Here is an 18754-nt window from a genome sequence, read left to right as displayed (position 1 = left end):
TCTCCTCCTGACCGCTGAGTCTGGCTGCTCTGAACGGATTCCGCGTTGGCGAAACAGCTCGAAGGGCTCGTCCGAAAAAGACAGCGCTGTGGTAATCTTCACGCTGTCAGAGTTCCGATAGAGGCGCTCTGAGCTGCTTGGTTCCCACCGCATCGTGCCGTCACAGGTCGGTGCGGCGTCTCGAAACCCTTCCCGGAAGATACTCCAGACATGAAGCATCTTGCTTGCACGCTGGCCACCAGCGGCCTGCTCTTGTTCTCTAGTCAAGCGTTTGCTCAAGACGGCGGCATGCCCGATGGCTCCGCTGACGGCGGGCCCCAACTCGATCCGGGCGAAGTGCTCGCGATGTACTGCGAAGACGTCGAGCTCGACTGCACGACGGCGCCGCTGCACTACGACAAGACCATCGATCTCCCGTTCGCGTTCGACTGGGACACGGGCTGGATCCCGAACGGCTCGGACTTGCAGGTCCGCTTCTTCGTCAAAGTCCCCGCGGAAACGCGAGTCGCTCTAGACGGCAACTTACAGACGGAGTGGCCGCCGGCGCTGCGTCACCTGACGCCGGGGCTACGCAATGGCGGTTACCTGTCCTTCGACTACGGGCTCGAAGTGGGTGCCGAGGCGAAGTTCGACGTGAGCGTGCTGGGAGTACACGTCAAATGGCAGGGCGACATCCCGTTCATTCCTCAGGTGGACTTCCACCTGCAGCGCCAGAAGACCTTCGACTCTTGGGCCTTCGATGGCAGCCCCCCCGCGCAAGCATTCACTGACGAGTTCCGCTTGCTCGAGGTGAACCTGGCAGGGCTCGCCGGGATCCCGAGCCAGCTCGGCAAGGGCGGCGTCGCGCTGGACGTCTACGGTGAGCTGTCAGCCGTCTACACCACCGAGCGCATCGTGGTGGAGCCCGCGAACAAGGACATCGAGGACAAGGGCGACTCAACAAACAGCGACTTCCTCGGCGGCGCATTCGCCGAGTTCGACGTCTGGCCCGAAGGCAACGTCAGCTACACCGGCGCGATTCACCTGGTGCCGACGTTCTTCATCGAAGTCCTGGGCTTCGACTTCGACATCCCGATCATCGACTACCCGATCGACTTCCCCCTCGGCGATCAGAAGTTCGTCTTCGACCCGGTGCGGGTCCACGTTCCGCTGCCCGACATCCCGACGCCAGCGAACAACGTGATCGATTTCGGCAGCGTGACCGTGGGCGACCGCGCGGCGCAGACGCTGACGCTCGAGAACAACGGCGAGGCCAAGGCGCGCGTCACTGGTTTCCTCGGGGCAACGAACGCGGAACACTTCACGCTCCTATCCGCCAACGAGTACATCGAGTCGATGCAGACGGGAGACCTGAACCTGCGCTTCAACCCGAAGAAGGCGGGCAGCTTCAGCACCGAGGTGACGCTGGTCACCAACGACCCAGACAATCGCTTCATCACCTACACCCTCAAGGGCACGGGCGTTGGCCAGGACTTGCCGGAGTATCCGGGAGGTACTGGCGGCGGAGCGAATGGTGGCGGGAGCGCCGGCCCCGGCGCCCAGGACGCCTCGGGCTGCGGCTGCCGTACCGTTGGCAGCAGCGCGACTGGTTCTTCACCCCTCAACTCCTCGAACTCCGCCGGGCTGCTCGTTGGCCTCGGCTTCGCTTTCTTGATCGGTCGCCGGCGGCGTTTCCCCAAGGCAAACGCCTAACTCCCCCAACTTAGCCGCCCCAGACCCTCTTCGTTTCCGTATAGAAAGGCCTAGCATGTTGCACCTTCGTCGTTCCGCCCTCAGCCTCAGCTCCCTTGGCGCCGCTGCTTTCCTAGCGTCGCTGGTCTACAGCCCCAACGCATCCGCCCAAGCCTGCGACCCGAGCACGCTCTTGTGCTCCGTGGATACGATTCAGCCCCATGTCGAGGGGAATGAGCGCTTGCCGAATCCCTTCGATACAGGCTGGCTACCGAAGTGCAACCCAGCGACACCCGACGGTCACTGCGATGCCGAGGATCTGCAAATCACCGCGCGAATGGCTTTCGACCCCATCGGCGGCGGAGAAAGTGCGACCCCACTCTTCAAGGTCGAGATGCCGAAGGAAGCGACCCTCCAAGCAGAGTGGCCAACCACGGACTACTTCGAGATCAGCCTGAAGCCCGCCACAACGGCCGCCGGAAAGTTCACCGTCACACATACCATCACCCCTGAGTTTGGGCTCTTCATGAACCTGAGCGTTATCGGGCTGGGAAAGACGGAGGTGGTGATCGATGCCACAGATCTCGTCAACCTCCTGCCCGGCGCTAAGTTCAACTACACGGCGAGCGGGACCACCAGCTTCAAGCCGTGGGCGTTTGACCCGGTCATGGTCAACGTTGCGGGAAAGGATTTGGCCAATAGCCAACTATTCGCCATCACGTTTCAGCAACTCGGAGAACTGGTTGGCTCGGGGAGCTTTCAGGACGTGATCACTGGAAGCTTCAGCTTCAACGCGACCACTGACACCGACTTCGTCTACCAGACCACACTGATCGACGTGATCGGCGGTCTCGACGTGATCGACTCGGAGACCGCGACCACCCGCATTCCGATGGTCGATGCCAACTACCTCGAGTTTACCGTAGTTCCCCAGGGAACATTGACCTATACCGGCACCCTCGGGATGAAGCCGGTCATCAACGTAAGTTCTGTCGCTGGCATCCCCATTTCTTTGCACTTCCCGATCAACGTCGGGCTCGATTTTCCGTACCAGTCCGACCCGCTCAAGGTCACGTTCCCAACTGAGATCGTCCATATTCCTCTGCCCAACGTCTTCGTGCCATCGAGCTTCGTGGACTTCGGCGCGGTGGACACCGGCAACAAGACAGACAAGAAGATCGTCATCGACAACACGGGCGAGTTGGGAGCGACGCTGGAGTTTTCGAGTTCTGATCCCCAATTCACCACTGGCGGTGTCACCTCCACGCAAGTCGGCCCAGAACAAACCTACGACCTGAGCGTCTCCTTCCGCCCAACGAAGCCCGGGCAGCAGAAGGCGACCATCACCGTGAAGAGCAACGACCCGGACAGCCCGGAGCAGACCTTCGAGGTGATTGGCTACGGTCAGGGTGACCCGCTGCCCGAAGATCCGGGCAACAGCGGCGGTGCCGGCGGTGGTGGCGGCTTCACGCCTACCGGCGGCAACACGACGGAGGACAGCGGCTGTGGCTGCCGGATTCCCCAGGGAACCAATGGCAGCTCGGCGGCGGGCCTACTCGCGATGGCCGGTCTCGCCATGCTGCGCCGGCGCCGCAAGCAGAGCAAGCGCGCCTGAGCCAGAGGGCCGAACAGCTTCGAGAGGCGGCGCGCAAGCGCCGCCTCTCGGCGTTTTGTGGCGATGGCATCACGCGGAGACCTCGCGGATCCAGAAGCCACAACACTTGGTGTGCCGAGCGCGCAAACTCCCGCTAAGATGCCGATATGGCCAGGGCTTGGGGAGCGTGGGCGGTCGCGGCGTTGCTCGTGGGATGCGGCACGGAGGAGAGCCAACCGGCCCCGCAACACGCAGCGGGCACTGGCGGCGGTGGCGGCAGTTCGGGCTCAGGGGGTACCGTCGCGGGTGCTCCTAGCACGGGAGGAAGTGCCCAAGGCGGTGCAGGCGGCGTCGCAGGGAACGCCGCGGGCGGGACCGCTGGAGTTGGCGGAGCCGCTGGCACGGCTGGTACGAGTAGTGCGTGCGACGAGACGCTCGTCGGGAGTATCGATGGCACACCGGTGTCTGCAGGCGGGCCCTCCCTGTCCCTGTATAGCACGGTGAACAGTCACGAATGGAGCGTGATCCACTTCGGCGGGTATCACGCATTCGCATGGGGACCGGACCAAGTTCCGTTGCCGCACGGTATTGGACATGTGAGCGGCCCTGGAGGACGCCAGTATTGCGCTGACGCGACAAGCCTATCGGCAGACTTGCAGTTCGCCCCTGGCTTCACCGCGGATATCCACTACGCGGGGTTCACCTCCCTCGGCTCGTGCGATGACCTCAACGGACAGACCTACACAGTGGACATCTGCACGACTGACCTGGGTGGCGCACCGACTGCTAGCTGCCCTTCAGGTCAGTTCGCAATCCAAGGTCAGGTTGGGCAACTCCCGATTGATGTGCGTGCCTTTGAGGGCGCGTCCTACTGGGAGTACAACGGTCCGACGTGGCAATCGACGGCCATGATCCTCGACGGCTACGGCATCGTCGACGCAACGTCGAACAGCGGTGTGCTACGCCTCGACTTCCCGTTCGACTCTGTCTACTGCGTGGCCTCCGCAACGGATCTTAGCTCCGCCCAAGTGCGTCACCTTAAACTAGAGGTTCGTAAGCTCGGACAGTGCCCGGCAGACACCTCGGTAGCGGGAGACTTGGACGGCTGCGTTACCTTCTAGATCTATCTCCGCGCGGTATCAGGCTGACCCAGCCTGCACCTGGCGCACCTCCCCCCCAACCTTGGCGGAAGCTCCGGCTCGTCTTCGGGGGAGCCCACGGCGGGCTGGAGCGTACTACGTGAAATGACGCGCTTGTGCTGCCTCGGGGCGGCGGTGTTGCTCTTGGCGTGCTCGAGCGGTTCCTCAGGTGGAGGGACGGGCACTGGTGGCGCTGCCGGCAGCGGTGGCACGGCCGAAGAGCCGCCCATCGACTGCGAAGCAAACCTGGGACTGGCCGAGGGCACGGTAGAGCAGACCAGCTTCTCGCATGTGGACCACGCGAACTACAGTTTTGGCATTGGGAACGCGGCTTACGCCATCGACTCACGCCTCGATGCGGGCCAAGTGTGGGCTTGGAGCTCCGCGATAGAGACCCCCGGCACCGCCCTCGTGCAGACCTCTGAGGCGCTGTACTGCGCGACCTCGAGCTGGCCAGGCTACAGTCAGACGATTCCACGCGCCGTGCTCGTGCTCTCAGACTTCAGCCGCCTGGGCAGCTGCGACATCCAGGCGGGCACGCCGGACACCCTCGAGCTCTGCTACGCGCGCAGCAAATACTACGACGGCGATGGCTGCACAGCCGAGGGCGAGGTGAAGCTGTGGGGGAGCGTGGACGGTCAAGCCGTCGACGAGACCTACGGCACGGTGGGCACGCTGCTTGGGGACGGCGCGCCGGACGGCCTTGCGGTTCCCACCAACGAGCTCCTCGCCGCGCGCATCGCCGGGGAATGGCAGGTGTTTTGCGTAGGCGAAATCACCGATCATCCCGAGGTGATCGGTGGGGAGCGCACGACCTTCAAGGTGAAGAAGCTCGGCACTTGCGGCGCCAACCCGGTGTCCGGCGAGTTGGCCGCCTGCATCTTACCCCAATAGACGGCGTTGCCCTACGGCAATGCTTCAGTCCTCGTCGTCTTCCTCCTCGCCCTCATCGTCGTCTTCGTCTTCGTCCTCGTCTTCGTCCTCGTCTGCGTAGTCGTCGTCTTCGTCGCTCTCGTCGGCGTACTCGTCCTCGTCCTCGTCTGCATCCCCGCCGTCACTCAGCTGCCAGGCAGTCACGAGATCGAAGATCGCGCCTTCTTCCTCGCTGCTCATCCCGTCAGCTGAAGCGACCGCCATCGCCTCGTTCGCGATCGACGCGAGCGCCTCCGCCGGTAGGAATTGGCCAAGCAGCTCAATCGACTCGACGACGGCGTCCTCGCTCAGTTCGTCGAGCGCGTTGCGCAGTCGTAGGGCATGTAGCAGTAGCCCTCGTCACCCCAGTCCTCGCCCAGGAGTTGCGCACGATGAAGACCTTGTCGGGGTCCGAGTACCCGACGCACAGCATCGCGTGCCCGCCGTGTTCCGCGCGCTGCTTCTCGACCGCCTGCCGATGGAAGGGGACGAGCTCCTCGCCCTCTATCCGCGAGGCAACGAGGTAGAGATCCGGGGAGCTCTCGAACTCGAAGAACTCTTGGCGAAACGCGTGACTGGTGAAGTCGAGTTGAAACGCGCCGTCAGCGCCGACGGTGCCGAACGCCAGCAGGTCGTCGACCAAGGCGTCATCATCGACCACTGCGACGACCACGCCTTCCACACTTCCAGACTTCGCCCGCAGGCACCCCTCCACCCGGAACATGCCTCGACGGTATGTCGACCGCGGGAAATCCCGGAGCGAAATGTGTTTGACCGAAATGCTGAGTCGCCCGCTCGCAGAAACCAGCCTGATCCCAACGACGCGCGGGCCTCCAGTCGGGCACACGCAACCCCGCGCTCCCCTGGGAGCTCGCGCCCGCAGGCGCGATGCACAGCGGAGCGAGGGAATGCCAAGTAGGAAAAACCAGTGGCTTTTGCTACCGCAAGGTAACGCGAGCTGACACTCTTGACGCCTCGAGAGTAGCCTGAGGTCATGCGCTCGCTCAGCTCACCGCTTGGTCGCCTCGCTGGCCTACTGTGTTTCGCGACCGGCTGTGGAAACGTCGTCAGTGACCCCGCCGCCGCTGGGGGTAGCAGCGCCGTGGCAGGGAACGGGCCAGGCGGCTCGAGCATTGGTGGCTCGACTGGCAGCGGCTCGACTGGCGGCGGCTCAAGCGCTGGCGGTCCGAGCGGAGGCGGCGCGCAGCCGAGCGGAGGCACCGGCGCAGGGACCGCGGGCGGCACCACCGGGAGCGGCGGTCACCCAGGCCCTGAAGACTGTCTGGATTCCAACGTGTCCGGCCAGCTCGCTGGAGAAGCGTTTGAAACCCCCGCAGGCGAAGTGTGGTCCTTCACCTACCCGGGCGACCCCGCTTGGACCTCGTTTGCCGTCGGCAAGGAGTACTCGACCTTTGCTTGGGGTGAGGGCAACACACCATTGCCCCACGGCAATGGACATGTAGTGGGTCCAGGCGGAGCGCAGTTCTGCGCGACGGCGTCAGCAGATCGTCCAGTCACCACGAGCTTCGTTGGCAAGATCCACTACGACGCCCTCAGCTATGTCGGCGCTTGCGATGGCGTGAGCGGTCCGGAGTACAAGCTCTCGCTTTGCATGTCTGACGCGCTAGGAGACGATTGCCCCTCCAACGCCTTCCGCCTTCGCGGCGCACTCGCCGCCGGACCGATCGACACCGTGCTGGAGCCAGGCGCTACGCTGTTCTACGTAGACGGCGACAACTTCACCCAGCTCACCACCGTTTTGCCGGGCATGGGCTACATCGACGCTCGCGCTCCAGGGCTAACCGGAGAGCCTGGTTCAGGTGGTCCTGGCAGCGCGCGTTTGCTGCTGAACGGCGTCGACCTGGCGTACTGCGTCACGAGCGCGGGACTCGAGCGGAGCGGTGACGTGTGGCACGCGACCATGACCCTGGTCGAGTTGGGGACCTGTCCGGGCGTGGCTGCGAGCGGCTACGCCGATACTTGCACGGAGCTCTGAACGACGCCTCAAGCGCTCTCGCGCTGCATCACCTCAAAGCGTATCCCCGCGGTATCAGTATCCGGGTCGGCCAGCAGCATCAGCGTGTCGCCTTCGTTCAGAGCGCCCTCGAGCAAGAGCTCAGCCAGGGGCGCCTCGATCAGCCGTGCGATGGAGCGCCGCATGGGTCGAGCGCCGAGGGTCGGGTCGAAGCCACCTGCGTCGAGCAAGACGTCCAGCGCCTCCTCTTCCATTTCGAGCTTGAGACCGCGCTCGGTCAAGAGGTGCGTGCCGAGCTGCATCAAGAGACGCCGGGCGATTTCTCGCACGTCATCGCGCTCCAGGGCGCGGAAGGCCAGCACCTCGTCAAAGCGATTGAAGAGCTCCGGTGCCAGGGCAGCACGTGCGGCGCTGATCACCGCCTGCTCTTGCGCGTCGACGGCGTCGCTCTTCTCTTTCCGCGCGGCACCAAACCCGACGCGGCGCTTGGGCCCGGCGGCGATGGCTGAGGCGCCGAGGTTCGACGTGACGAGGATCACCGTGTTCGTGAAATCTACGGTGCGCCCTTTGCTGTCCGTGAGGCGCCCTTCGTCGAACACCTGAAGGAAGGTCTCGAGCACCTCGGGGTGTGCCTTCTCGACTTCGTCGAGCAGCACGACCTGATACGGGCGGCGACGCACCGCCTCCGTGAGCTGTCCCCCAGCGTCGTGACCGATATACCCGGGCGGCGCACCGACCAAGCGAGCAACGGCGTGGGCTTCGCTGTACTCGGACATGTCGATCCGCGTCATGGCCTTTTCCGAGTAGAAAAGCACCTCGGCGATGGCCTTGGCCGTCTCTGTCTTGCCAACACCCGTTGGGCCGAGCAGCAAGAAGGTGCCGATCGGGCGCTTTCCGCTGAGGCCCGCGGAGTTCCTGCGGATGATACGCGCCATGCGCCGGATCTGGCTCTGGTGGCCAACGACGCGCTCGGCCAGCAAGTCTTCGAGCTTGAGCATGCGCTCGCGATCGGTCTCGAGCAGTCGCTCGAGGGGCACGTCTGCTAGCTCACTCACCACCTCGGCGATCGCTTCGGAGTCCACTTCCACGCCGCCGCGCCGGCGCACTCGGGCGCCTGCCAGGTCGATGATGGATACCGCCTTGTCTGGCAGCATCTGCGAAGGCATGTAGCGCACACTCCAACCGACGCTCAACGCCAACGCCTCTTCGCTGTAGCTGACCTTGTGGTGCGCCTCGAGCCCGCGCGCTTGGGACTCGAGCACGAGGAAAGCGTCCTCACGACTCGGCTCTTCTACCTCCACCAAGCTGAAGCGTCGGGCGAGGGCCGGATCTGCGCCGATGGAGCGCCGATATTCTTCGTGCGTGGTCGCGCCGATACAAGGCAGCTCACCACGCGCCAGCGCGAGCTTCAGCTCCCCACTCAGCTCTTCGGCGACTTCGCCGACGAACAGCTGGTGCACCTCGTCGAAGAAAACGACGACGCGCCCTTTCGCCTCGAGCGCTTCCTTCTTCAGTTGCGCCATGCGTTGGGCCAGCGCGCCGCGCACTCCGGTGCCCGCGATCAACTCACCGACGGGGATCTCGACGATGATGCGCGAGTCCAGTTCGTGGTCTTCCTGATCGTCACCGACGCCAGCAAACTGCTCGGCGATGTGTAGAGCGACGGCGCGCACGACACTGGTCTTGCCGACACCCGAAGGTCCAACGAGGCAGGGGTTATTGCCCTGACGTTTGGCCAAGACATCGAGCAGTTGTTCGACCTCAGCCTCTCGCCCCACCACCGGATCGAGCTCGCCACGAACGGCGGCCAGCGTGAGGTTCTTGCCGAGGGAAGACAAAGCGGGCTGGCGCTTCGGGTCGAGCATGAAGCGCCCCTCGTCCGCCGTCGACTTGCGCACACGGGTGTTCGCCTTGGGTTTGCGCTTTTTTCCTCGCGGCAATTCATTTTGAGGTTCGGGGAGCGCGACGGTTGCTGCCCTCACCGGCGCTTCGGCCGCTGCGGGAGCCGGCTCTTCCGCCACCGGGGTGCTCGACGGTGCCGCTTGGCTCGAAGGCGCCGGCGGAGTTGGCGTGGGCCGTGGCAACGGGAGCGCCTCAGCCTTGGGCTTCGGGATCGGCGGGAACAGCGGGATGGCAACGCCGCGCGGGGCGCGCTCCCCGGCGCTCTTCACCTCGAGCTCCGACTTGCGCGTCACGATGCGCCGCCGACCGACCAGCCCGAGGCCGACGTTCATCGCTGCGATGCGCAGCCGCGACACATCGATCCCGCACTGCTCGAGCGCCTTGTGTGCTGCGCCCTTGCGCTCGTTCAGGAGCGCCACCAGCAGGTGAGTCGCGCCCGGCTCACGCGCGCCCATGCGACTTGCCACATCTCGGGCGTTGGAGAGCGCCCGTCTGAGCGGATGCTCGATCTCGTCCGTACTCGAACGCGCTGCACGCAAGAGCCGCTCACCAGTCAGCCCGCGTTCGTGCAACAGCTCCGCCGCAGGTCCTTCTCGAAGCGCAATGGCTGCGAGCAGGTGCGCGCTGGTGACACGCTCTTTGCGAGTAGCGGCTTGTGACTCGGCGAGTTTACGTAAGTCGAAGAGCTCGGTGTCGGCGGAGCGGGCCAGCATGCGTTTCCTTGGGGTGTCGCCTGCTCGTACCGCCAAAACAGCACGAGCCATGCACGCCGCGAAGGGCGCGCACCAAACAAACCTGGGTGAGCTGCGATAAATGACGTGATCTGCCCCGCTTGGGCCAAACTTTAAGCAGCATTCCAAGCGCCCGATCTGGCCAGCATTCTTGGCCAATCCTCGCTTCGCGGACGAAGCAGAGGCCATGTGGCCGAAAGTCCGCTCCTTGATGTGGCTGTGCCTGATGCCGGTCGGTGTTTGCGGCTGTCAGACGCCAGACGACGCCGCTCCCTCACCCCCAAACCCGCAACGTCAGGCGACGGCGCCCAAGACCCACGCTCCCAAGGCAAAGACTGCGGCCGCCAAGACGTCGAAGGCCAAAGCCAGATCGAAGCGAGCGACCCAGGAGCTAGCTTCAGAGCGAGAGACCGCGAAGCCCCGCATCTACGCCCTCGACCTGCGCGTGTACATCCGTGAGCGCCCCAGCGAGACCAGCCCGGAGGTTGGCGCGCTGCGCATCGGACAAGGCGTCACCCTGAAGAGCGAGCAGGCGCTGAAGGGCGCGGGCTGCGAAAACCCGGGCAAGGAAACACCATCCAAAGCCGGTTGGTTCCCGGTAGAGCCCGAAGGCTATGTGTGCCTCGACCGCACGACGACCCTGGACCCGAAGCACCCACTCTTGCTCGCCAAGGCCGGACACCAAGCGGACTTCAGTAAGGACGCTCCTGTGCGTTGGGGCGAGTCCCTCGAAGCACCCGTCTACCGCCGTTACCCCACGGCAAAAGAACAAAAGCGCAGCGAGTACCAACTCGACAAACACCTCGAGCGCGTCAAAGCAGTCCGCGAAGCTCGATCAGGGGGTGAGGATCCACCGCCCCGCGCCCTAGCCCGCCTGCGAGGCGCCGACCCAAGCTTGGTCAAAGCGCCACTGCCGCCGTACCTTGAAGAGCAGCAAGAGTCCCCTTGGGCGAGCGCGATTTGGCCCGGCAATGTTCCGCCGCGCATGAGTTTCGTGCCACCGCGCTCCAGCATCTCGTGGATTGACGAGTTCCAGGCCGACGGACGCAGCTGGCTCGTGACTCCGGAGCTCACGGTAGTGCCGAAGGATCGCATCCTGGAGCTCGAACCCGCGAAGTTCCACGGCGTCTTCATCGGCAAAGACGCGGAGCTGCCCCTCGCCTACATGCGCTTCGACGACCGCGCGAAATGGCGCCTCGAGACCAAGAAAGAGGCCCGCACCGCGCAAGAGTCAGAGCTCATCCCGGTCGTCGCCAGTGAGGACGAAGAGGACGAAGCGGCAGACCAGAGCCCCTGGAAGCTGGATCCTCCGGGAAGCGAAGGCAAGCTCGTCAAGACCGACCAAGTGTGGAAGCGCCTGAGCCACGTGGAGCTCACCGGGCGCGCGCGCTACCAGCACGGCAAGCGCTTCCTGGAGACCAAGGAGCCCGGCATGTGGGTGCTGCAGAAAGACGCCGCGGTGATCCGCGCGTGGGCACCGGTGGGCATTCCCCTCGAAAAGGACGAGAAGTGGCTCGACGTGTCGATCTATCAAGGCACCCTGGTCGCCTACCGGGGAACTCGACCCGTGTTTGCGACGCTGATTTCCCCGGGGCTCAACGGCTACCGCAGCAAGAGCGGCCCGGTGAAGAAGAACACCACGCCGAGCGGCACCTTCCGCATCGAGTGGAAGCACCTCGCGACCACCATGAGCCCTGATCCAGAGAAGAAGCGCTATTACCTCACGGATGTGCCGTTCACGCAGTTCTTCCACATGCCTTTTGCGCTCCACGCCGCGTACTGGCACGACCGCTTCGGCGAGCCGAAGAGCGGCGGCTGTGTGAACCTCTCCGTGCGTGACGCCCGCTGGCTGTTCGGTTTCACCGAACCGCAGCTGCCCGAGGGCTGGCAGAGCGTCCGCTCCGGCGGTGACCGCGGCGAAGGCACCTGGGTGCGCGTGCGCTAAGCGGTTGCGACCGCTTGTTCAACGCCGATACCGCGCGGCTACTGAAGCTTGACGCGGTCGACCCACTGAGTGAACGCCAGCAAGTACTTGTCTAGGAACTCGAGGCTCGCCGCGTCGGTCAGCTCGCCGTTTTGGATGCGCTGGCCGGCGCCCCCCAGATTGAACTCCGGGTAGGGGAACACTTGGCTCGCCATGCCGAGCAGTACTTGCTTGAGCTGTCCCTGAGCACGCGCCGTACCGATCGCTCCGCCGGAAGCGCCCACGATACCCACGGGCCGCTGGTAGAAGGCTGACTTGTACGCGGGACGCGAAGCCCAATCGAGGGCGTTCTTGAGCACGCCCGGGATGCCGTAGTTGTACTCGGGAGTGGCGAGGATCACACCGTCGGCCCCTCGCAGAGCAGCATCCAGCTGCTCCACGCTAGCTGGGCGTCCGAGGTCATCGTCATAGAACGGTACCTCGCGGTAATCGATGATGGTCAGCTCGGCATCCACGGGCGCGCCCAGTAGCGAGCCCCCGGCGAGGCGCTGTTGCACCGTGTGTAGCAGCGCCGTGTTGTGCGAGGCCTTGCGCAAGCTGCCGCTCAGGCCGACTAGCTTCAATTTTGCCATGGGTTAGGTCCCTTTCCGCGCAGATCGAACCACAGATACTCCGCGCCCTGCTCAGCATTGAGTTTCACCTCACCGGCGTGATCGAAGGCGACACCATCGCCTTCAGCCAGTTCGACTTCCGTGCCGTCAAGCTCGAGCCGCACGCTCCCGTTGACGACCTGCAACCAAGCATAGCGTCCGTCGCCAACGTGCTGGGAGTGGGGAGTTGCCTCACTGAACCGAGCTCGGTAGATGCGCGCGTCTTGATCGATGCGCAGTGAGCCATCGGCGCCGTCCGGCGACACCACGAGCTTCACGGGCTGGTTCGGATCGAAGTCGAAGTGACGCTCTTCGTAGCGCGGTTCGGTCCCGGCATGACTTGGCTGAATCCAGATCTGCAGGAAGCGCAGCTGAGAGTCGCCGGAGTTGTACTCGCTGTGCGCGATGCCCCGCCCCGCTCCCATGAGCTGGACGTCGCCCGGACGGATCGTCGAGCCATTGCCCAGGGTGTCCTTGTGACTCAGCTCCCCAGCAACGACGTAGCTCACGATCTCCATATCGCGGTGGGGGTGCCTCGGGAAACCGGCGCCGCCCGTCACGCGGTCGTCGTTGATCACGAGCAAGTCCGAGAAGCCGCGGAAGCGCGGGTCGAAGTATTGCCCGAAGGAAAAGCTGTGGTGGCTATCGAGCCAGCCGAAGTCTGCGCGACCGCGCTCTCCGCTGCGTCTGATGTGGGTCATGTTTGCTCCTTTGATGAGCTCAGGATGCGCCCTGCGGTGACGCACGACAATGGCGCGATTTTGCAATACACTTGTGCGCACACGCACAGCCCACCACGGCCTAAGTAGCGGAAATTGCTAGCTATGAGCGCGCCCCTCTCCCCCACCCCCCTCGTCGAACAGAACTGGGACGACTTGCGCGTCTTCCTCGCGTTGGCCCGCGCTGGGTCGCTGTCTGGCGCCGCGCGGGAGCTTGGACTGCACCACACTACGGCGTATCGACGCCTACTCGCGATGGAACGAGCGAGCGGCGTCGTGCTGTTCGAGCGCATGCCGTCGGGCTACGCCCTCACCCAGGCAGGAGAGACGCTGTTTGCGCACGCCAAGCGGGTGGAGGAAGAGCTGTACGCGGCTTCACGCTCACTCGTGGGGCACGATCAGAATCCGAGCGGAACCATTCGGGTGACCACCGTGTATTCGCTGCTCGACGTGCTGCTGCCATGTATCGCGAGCCTCCAGGTCGCTTGCCCTGCTCTGCGGGTAGACTTGGACGTGAGTCCGCTGGCTCGAGATCTCGAACGGCGTGAGGCCGATGTGGCGCTACGACCAACTGATGGGCCGCCGGGCAGTGTCGTGGGTCGTCGGGTGGCCAAGGTTGCTTGGGCTTTGTTCCGCAAGGCAAGGCTAGGGCGGAAGGCCATCGAGGGTTTACAAGCGATTGAGTACTCTTCCGAGCTGACCCATCTATCGGTGATCGATGCGTTCAAGAAGCTGAAGCTCGAGCCCGCACGACTAGCGGTCAGTTCCGTCCCCGCGATGCGCGAGGCGATCCTGGGCGGGCACGGCTTTGGAGCGTTGCCTTGTTACTATGCCGACTCGCACCCTGGTCTCACGCAGCACGCGCTCGGTGCAGACTGCGAGAGCGCGCTGCTCCCTACCAAGTCGGAGCTCTGGCTGTTGATCCATGGGGATCTACGAACGAGCGCGAGGATTCGCGCGTTCATCGACCATGTAGCGCCGCGCCTGGTGGCTCAACGCGCGCTATTCGAAGGCGCGGGCTGAGCAGACGCGGTGTCTGGCGGCGCCGCGAGCGGCTTGTCGTTGAAGTGCTGAGCCTTGCCGCTCTTCAAATCCCAAAGCGTGATGCGGTTGGGGCCTCCGACCGCGACCAAGGGCGGCGAGTCAGCCAAGGCGAGATCGAAGTTCTTCGTCACCTGCTCCACCCAATCGTCGTAGGCCTTGCCGTCGTCGAACGGATCGGGGGGGAGGTCCTCCTCCAAGATGCGCTTGCCAGCCAGGTCGTTGACGATCAGCTTCCACGAGCGCTTGTCCTTCTCGCCCTTGACCAGCAGGCGCGCGATGTAGCGACCGCTGGAGAGCGTGTCGAAGGGCTTGTGGGGCTGGCTCGCGGCAGCACCGTCTTCTGGCTTGGCTTCCGGGCTCGAGAGCGTACTGCTGACGCGTAAATGATCTGCGAGATTGACCCGCACCGCCTTACCGGTCTCGTCCATCACCCAGGCTTGGTCGATGCGCTGGGTGGGCAGGATGCGCCAGACCTTTGCGCCGAGTTCGGAAAGGTCTCCTAGCTTCTTTGCGTCTCCCCCGGGGTATATCTGATAGAGCTGCTTCCCCACGGAGTAGACGAACGAACCATTGGCTAGACCCGCGAAGGCTCCGTGATCGTAGTCCTTGAGTTCTACGACCTCTTTCATTGGCAAGAGGACGCTGGATGATGGTGCAACTTCGTAACGGTAAAGTGAGGAGTCGAACGGGTGATGCACCCAAATATCGCGCTCTTCGCGTCGGTCGGCGAACAGCTGAGAGCCGGGGAACACCGACACACGCGGAGTGCGCAGCTGCATCGCGTCGTCGCGCTTGTCGTCTGGATTGGGCAACAACAAGAGCTCTCGGGTGCCGAGACCCACGAACGCACCATCCTTCAAGGCGAGACCGAAGCGCGCGCCCAACAACGGCTCGCTAGATTGGCGTTCAAGGGGCGAGATGCCAAATGCCTCGACTTCGTCCTTGGCGACCCGCAGCACGCGCTTGCCGCTGATCACCAGGCTGCGTGGTCCCGCGGGACGTCTCGGAAGCTCGAGGCCCCAGGAGGTGGCGTATGCCCGCTTCGCAGACGCGGTCGTGGAGGGACTTGGCAACGGGATCACCGACCCGGCAGACGAAGGACCTGGCAATTCAGGGTGGTCGTCGCAGGCGCTCACGGCAACGCCTAGCCAACAGGCGAAGAACCAATGCGGGAGCCGAGAGGATGGGCTGGACACCCCGCAACTCTGGAGAGTCGAACCCGTGGTGTAAAGTCGCTGCGGGCGTTTCTCTCCGTTGCGCGGCGGCTGGGTGGCCGCTAGCGTCCCCCGACGTGTTCTCCCCCGTTGGCAATATTCTCCGCTGCTGCGCTGCTCTGCTTACGAGCGGCGCGCTGCTAATGAGCACCGGTTGCGGCGTGGGTGAGCGCGCGAATCAGTGCAACGCCCTCGCGCGCCAGGTGAACCAGGCGCTGAAGCCAGTGAAAGAGTTCACCGATGAGCACCCCGAGCTTTCGCGCGGAAGCGGCGCTCCTGCAGACTACGGGGAACTAGGTAAGCGCTACACGCAGGTCTCCGAAGCGGCGAAGGCGATGGAGCTACAAGACGATCGGATCATCGACCTGCGGGACGACTACGCGAAGCTCTATGAAGAGACCGCAACCACATGCGGTAGCCTGCAGAAGGCTCGCGAAGCAAATGATGCTGCGGCGCGGGTGCGCGCAACCCACGAACTCAAGCGTCTCGAGCGGCGCGAGGACAGCTTGCTCAAGCGGGCGAACGCGCTCTGCGAGCCGCGCTAGCGCTTCTTCTTCTTTTTCTTCTTCTTCTTGTCGTCGTCATCTTTCGGAAGATTCCGCTCGATGAGTCCGATGCTCACGCGACCCCAAACGTAGCCAATCAGGCGCTTGAATTGCCCCGCCTTGTCGCCACCGAAGAGCCAAAGGTCACGGGGGTCGACGTCGGTTTGCACGTTGGGGGCCCAGTGTCCGCTGCCAGCCCAGCCAAGGAACTTGGGCTCATCCAGCACCATGCGCGCGACGATCACACCACACCTCGGCTCCGATGCGAGTCCAACGCAACCGCCAGCCACGAGGAGTTCTTCGTTTCCGATGGGTCGCCAGGTCCACATCCGCTGAAGCTTGAAACCCTTGCGCGTGCCCAGGTCCTTCTCTGCCGCCTCTGGCAACAGGGCCTCGAGCTTTTTGGAGAGCTCCTTCTCGAGCTTCGCGTGGGCCGTGAGCGGTGCGCCTCGCTTCACCCGGAGCACGACTTCGGCTGGATTCGTGTCGCCTGCGCAACAGCGAAAGCCGACGGTACCAGCCCGCCTATCGACAGGTGATGAGGCCACGTTGGCGCAGCGACCAACCAGCTCTCCAGCAGTGGAGTTGCCGCCTCTAAGACTCCCCAGCTCTTTCTCCGAGGAAACGCCACGCCCGTAGTGGCTGCTCGTCCACTCCCAGACGCCGCCATGCAAATCGCGAACTCCGAAGTCGCTTCGGCAGCCGTACAGCATGCCGCTCGGCAACATACGAGGTGGAGCACCGGTGTTGCAGCGCTCGGACTTGTAGGCGTCGCCGTATTCGTAGACGTTGTTCTTCGGCCCCTTGCAGGCACGCTCCCACTCGAGTTCGGTGCAGAGGCGTTTGCCTTGCTCTTCACAGTGGGTCTTCGCTTCTGCCTGAGAGACGTTCGTCAGCGGGATCGCACCCTGCTCGTTGGGATAGGGGAAGACGTCGATGTAAAATCCGCGCAGAATAACCTGCTCGCCGGGCATCTCGGAGTCAGCGACGCGAGGGTAGGCAGTTGGGGCAGTCCCCGCGACGAGCGCGCCCGGCTCTATCCACAACATGCCTTTGCGCTCCGACGGCGCCTTCGGCCCGATCTCCAAAGACGCGTCCACCAACGGCTCCTCGGGCTCTGGCTTCGGCTTCTCCTTGGAGCAGCCTAGAGGCACGAGCAGCGCAGCCAGCAGCGCGAGGCGCGCACCCCTGCGTGCCCCGCAAGCGTGGCACCGGAGCCGCCAGGGGCTCTCAGCCGTCCCGTTCGTCCCGCTCACGGAGCCCCAGCTCCTTCATCTTGAGCTGCAAACCTTTGCGAGAAATCTTCAACAGACGCGCGGTGTGCGTCACGTTTCCTCCGGTTTGCTCGAGCGCCTTGGAGATCAGCGCTCGCTCGATTTGCGCGGTTGCAGCCTTGACCTGCTCCTTTAGTCCGTCACTCGAACCGGGCTCGAGATCGACGGAGCTCGGTGACTCCTCTCGAGGTCCGGCGTGCTGCATTTCCACAGGCAAATCACCAAGGGTGATGCGCTCCCCATCGCAGAACAGCACCGCACGCTCGATGACGTTCTCGAGCTCTCGAATGTTGCCCGGCCAAGGGTAGTCGAGCAGGAGCTGCTCCGCGGAAGCGTCCACACCGCGCACCTGCTTCTTGAGTCGTAGATTCGATTTCTCGATGAAGTGCTGGCACAGGAGCAGGATGTCGTCTCGACGCTCCCTCAACGGAGGCAAGTTGATTGGGACGACGTTGAGGCGATAGAACAAATCGTCTCGAAAGGTGCCGTCCGCAATCTGGCGCTTCAGGTCCGCGTTGGTGGCTGCGATCAACCGCACATCGACACGCAGCGTCTTGACGCCGCCCACGCGCTCGAATTCGCCCTCTTGCAGCGCGCGCAACAACTTCACCTGCATTTCCACAGGGATTGTCCCGATCTCATCGAGAAACAGCGTGCCACCGCTCGCGAGCTCGAAGCGCCCCGGCTTTGAGGCGACGGCGCCAGTGAACGCGCCGCGCTCGTAGCCGAACAGCTCGCTCTCCACCAAGTCCCTGGGAATCGCCGCGCAGTTCACCTTGATGAACGGCTTGTCCCGACGCGAAGAAGCATCGAACAGCGCGCGCGCTACCAGTTCCTTGCCAGTGCCGCTCTCACCGGTGATGAGCACCGTCGTCGGGGCGTCGGCAACCTTGTCCAGGACGTCGCACAGCTCGCGAATCGCCGCGCTCTGTCCAATGATGCCGTAACGCGTGCCACCCACTGCAGCAGGCACGTCCCCATTGGGTGGTGTCAGCGGCGCGCGCGTCGCGTGGGCCTGAGATAGATCCCGTGTGCGCAACGCCTTGGCGACGATGGCGCGCACTTCGCTCTGATCAAATGGCTTGGTGATGTAGTCGAAAGCGCCGGTCTTCAGCGCCTCAACCGCATTGTCCACGGTGCCATGAGCGGTGATCATGACGATGGGAAGCTCGGGCTCGAGTTCCAGCGCTCGCCGCAGGAGCTCCATCCCATCCACCTTCGGCATCTTCAGATCGGTGATCACCAGGTCGATGTGGTGATCGGCCAGCATCGCGAGTCCTTGCTCACCGTCTTCTGCGGCCAACACCTCGTAGCCATCTCGCGCGAGCTGCGCGCTCAAGACGCGACGCAAGTTCGGCTCATCGTCGACCACCAGGATCTGCTTGCGTTCTTCGAGCATATGACTTCCGTCGAAGCCCGCTCCGCTCACGACGCGGGCCACTCAAGCCTGCACGTCGCCT

Annotated in this window: 15 protein-coding genes and 1 pseudogene; 8 read left to right on the top strand and 8 right to left on the bottom strand. The window is 64.0% G+C overall.

Annotation, left to right across the window (positions count from 1 at the left end; translation table 11 throughout):
* Positions 1 to 210 precede the first annotated feature (210 nt).
* The 4 genes from H6718_29370 to H6718_29355 all read left to right on the top strand — a co-directional run bounded on the left by H6718_29370 (position 211) and on the right by H6718_29355 (position 5298).
* Complete coding sequence (locus H6718_29370; protein MCB9589560.1) at positions 211 to 1692, top strand: choice-of-anchor D domain-containing protein; 1482 nt, start codon at positions 211 to 213, stop codon at positions 1690 to 1692.
* Between the two features lie 55 nt (positions 1693 to 1747).
* The gene (locus tag H6718_29365; protein ID MCB9589559.1) at positions 1748 to 3286 is read left to right on the top strand and encodes a choice-of-anchor D domain-containing protein; all 1539 of its coding nucleotides are present in this window, start codon (positions 1748 to 1750) and stop codon (positions 3284 to 3286) included.
* Positions 3287 to 3432: 146 nt separating this feature from the next.
* A complete protein-coding gene (locus H6718_29360; protein ID MCB9589558.1) occupies positions 3433 to 4386 on the top strand; it encodes a hypothetical protein in 954 nt (317 codons plus the stop codon).
* A gap of 123 nt (positions 4387 to 4509) precedes the next feature.
* Entirely contained in the window at positions 4510 to 5298 is a 789-nt protein-coding gene (locus H6718_29355; GenBank protein ID MCB9589557.1) for a hypothetical protein, read from the top strand.
* Between the two features lie 24 nt (positions 5299 to 5322).
* On the opposite strand, the gene H6718_29350 is transcribed toward H6718_29355, so the two are convergent.
* Positions 5323 to 5517, bottom strand: a complete 195-nt coding sequence (locus H6718_29350) for a hypothetical protein (GenBank protein MCB9589556.1) — start codon at positions 5515 to 5517, stop codon at positions 5323 to 5325.
* A 131-nt stretch (positions 5518 to 5648) separates the two neighbouring features.
* Positions 5649 to 5764: pseudogene (locus tag H6718_29345) on the bottom strand (peptidase C1).
* Positions 5765 to 6310: 546 nt separating this feature from the next.
* On the opposite strand from H6718_29345, the gene H6718_29340 reads away from it, so the two are divergent.
* Complete coding sequence (locus H6718_29340) at positions 6311 to 7312, top strand: hypothetical protein (protein ID MCB9589555.1); 1002 nt, start codon at positions 6311 to 6313, stop codon at positions 7310 to 7312.
* 8 nt (positions 7313 to 7320) lie between these two features.
* Here the strand turns inward: H6718_29340 and H6718_29335 are convergent, their stop codons facing one another.
* The gene (locus tag H6718_29335; GenBank protein MCB9589554.1) at positions 7321 to 9906 is read right to left on the bottom strand and encodes an ATP-dependent Clp protease ATP-binding subunit; all 2586 of its coding nucleotides are present in this window, start codon (positions 9904 to 9906) and stop codon (positions 7321 to 7323) included.
* 205 nt (positions 9907 to 10111) lie between these two features.
* On the opposite strand from H6718_29335, the gene H6718_29330 reads away from it, so the two are divergent.
* Positions 10112 to 11869, top strand: a complete 1758-nt coding sequence (locus H6718_29330) for a L,D-transpeptidase (protein MCB9589553.1) — start codon at positions 10112 to 10114, stop codon at positions 11867 to 11869.
* Between the two features lie 38 nt (positions 11870 to 11907).
* Here H6718_29330 and H6718_29325 read toward each other — a convergent pair whose 3' ends face one another.
* Both H6718_29325 and H6718_29320 read right to left on the bottom strand, forming a co-directional pair.
* Positions 11908 to 12480, bottom strand: a complete 573-nt coding sequence (locus tag H6718_29325) for an NAD(P)H-dependent oxidoreductase (GenBank protein ID MCB9589552.1) — start codon at positions 12478 to 12480, stop codon at positions 11908 to 11910.
* Positions 12468 to 13199 (bottom strand): pirin family protein, encoded by a 732-nt coding sequence (locus H6718_29320; protein ID MCB9589551.1) that lies wholly within the window; start codon positions 13197 to 13199, stop codon positions 12468 to 12470. The genes H6718_29325 and H6718_29320 overlap by 13 nt, the downstream gene beginning before the upstream one ends.
* Before the next feature lie 123 nt (positions 13200 to 13322).
* On the opposite strand from H6718_29320, the gene H6718_29315 reads away from it, so the two are divergent.
* A complete protein-coding gene (locus tag H6718_29315) occupies positions 13323 to 14240 on the top strand; it encodes a LysR family transcriptional regulator (protein MCB9589550.1) in 918 nt (305 codons plus the stop codon).
* Here the strand turns inward: H6718_29315 and H6718_29310 are convergent.
* Positions 14210 to 15397, bottom strand: a complete 1188-nt coding sequence (locus H6718_29310) for a hypothetical protein (GenBank protein ID MCB9589549.1) — start codon at positions 15395 to 15397, stop codon at positions 14210 to 14212. The two genes, H6718_29315 and H6718_29310, sit on opposite strands and share 31 nt — an antisense overlap.
* A 155-nt stretch (positions 15398 to 15552) precedes the next feature.
* Between H6718_29310 and H6718_29305 the strand changes: the two genes are divergently transcribed.
* The gene (locus tag H6718_29305; protein MCB9589548.1) at positions 15553 to 16020 is read left to right on the top strand and encodes a hypothetical protein; all 468 of its coding nucleotides are present in this window, start codon (positions 15553 to 15555) and stop codon (positions 16018 to 16020) included.
* Here the strand turns inward: H6718_29305 and H6718_29300 are convergent.
* Together H6718_29300 and H6718_29295 are read right to left on the bottom strand one after the other, a co-directional pair.
* Positions 16017 to 17276, bottom strand: a complete 1260-nt coding sequence (locus H6718_29300) for a formylglycine-generating enzyme family protein (protein MCB9589547.1) — start codon at positions 17274 to 17276, stop codon at positions 16017 to 16019. The genes H6718_29305 and H6718_29300 overlap by 4 nt on opposite strands.
* Positions 17251 to 18693: a sigma-54-dependent Fis family transcriptional regulator gene (locus tag H6718_29295; GenBank protein ID MCB9589546.1), complete on the bottom strand. Its 1443-nt coding sequence runs from the start codon at positions 18691 to 18693 to the stop codon at positions 17251 to 17253. Before H6718_29295 ends, H6718_29300 begins: the two co-directional genes overlap by 26 nt.
* Positions 18694 to 18754: the final 61 nt, after the last annotated feature.

It is taken from the genome of Polyangiaceae bacterium (assembly GCA_020633205.1).
Taxonomy (GTDB): Bacteria; Myxococcota_A; Polyangia; order Polyangiales; family Polyangiaceae; genus JAHBVY01.
The sequence above is the reverse complement of the archived record's forward strand: the minus strand, read 5'-3'. Positions and strand labels throughout refer to the sequence as shown.

What these genes read in the sequence shown, in the direction of transcription:
- H6718_29320 (MCB9589551.1), bottom strand. Translation starts at nt 13,199, where the DNA reads ATGACCCACATCAGACGCAGCGGAGAGCGCGGTCGCGCAGACTTCGGC.
- H6718_29350 (MCB9589556.1), bottom strand. Translation starts at nt 5,517, where the DNA reads ATGAGCAGCGAGGAAGAAGGCGCGATCTTCGATCTCGTGACTGCCTGG.
- H6718_29295 (MCB9589546.1), bottom strand. Translation starts at nt 18,693, where the DNA reads ATGCTCGAAGAACGCAAGCAGATCCTGGTGGTCGACGATGAGCCGAAC.
- H6718_29370 (MCB9589560.1), top strand. Translation starts at nt 211, where the DNA reads ATGAAGCATCTTGCTTGCACGCTGGCCACCAGCGGCCTGCTCTTGTTC.
- H6718_29315 (MCB9589550.1), top strand. Translation starts at nt 13,323, where the DNA reads ATGAGCGCGCCCCTCTCCCCCACCCCCCTCGTCGAACAGAACTGGGAC.
- H6718_29325 (MCB9589552.1), bottom strand. Translation starts at nt 12,480, where the DNA reads ATGGCAAAATTGAAGCTAGTCGGCCTGAGCGGCAGCTTGCGCAAGGCC.
- H6718_29335 (MCB9589554.1), bottom strand. Translation starts at nt 9,906, where the DNA reads ATGCTGGCCCGCTCCGCCGACACCGAGCTCTTCGACTTACGTAAACTC.
- H6718_29340 (MCB9589555.1), top strand. Translation starts at nt 6,311, where the DNA reads ATGCGCTCGCTCAGCTCACCGCTTGGTCGCCTCGCTGGCCTACTGTGT.
- H6718_29355 (MCB9589557.1), top strand. Translation starts at nt 4,510, where the DNA reads ATGACGCGCTTGTGCTGCCTCGGGGCGGCGGTGTTGCTCTTGGCGTGC.
- H6718_29365 (MCB9589559.1), top strand. Translation starts at nt 1,748, where the DNA reads ATGTTGCACCTTCGTCGTTCCGCCCTCAGCCTCAGCTCCCTTGGCGCC.
- H6718_29360 (MCB9589558.1), top strand. Translation starts at nt 3,433, where the DNA reads ATGGCCAGGGCTTGGGGAGCGTGGGCGGTCGCGGCGTTGCTCGTGGGA.
- H6718_29330 (MCB9589553.1), top strand. Translation starts at nt 10,112, where the DNA reads ATGTGGCCGAAAGTCCGCTCCTTGATGTGGCTGTGCCTGATGCCGGTC.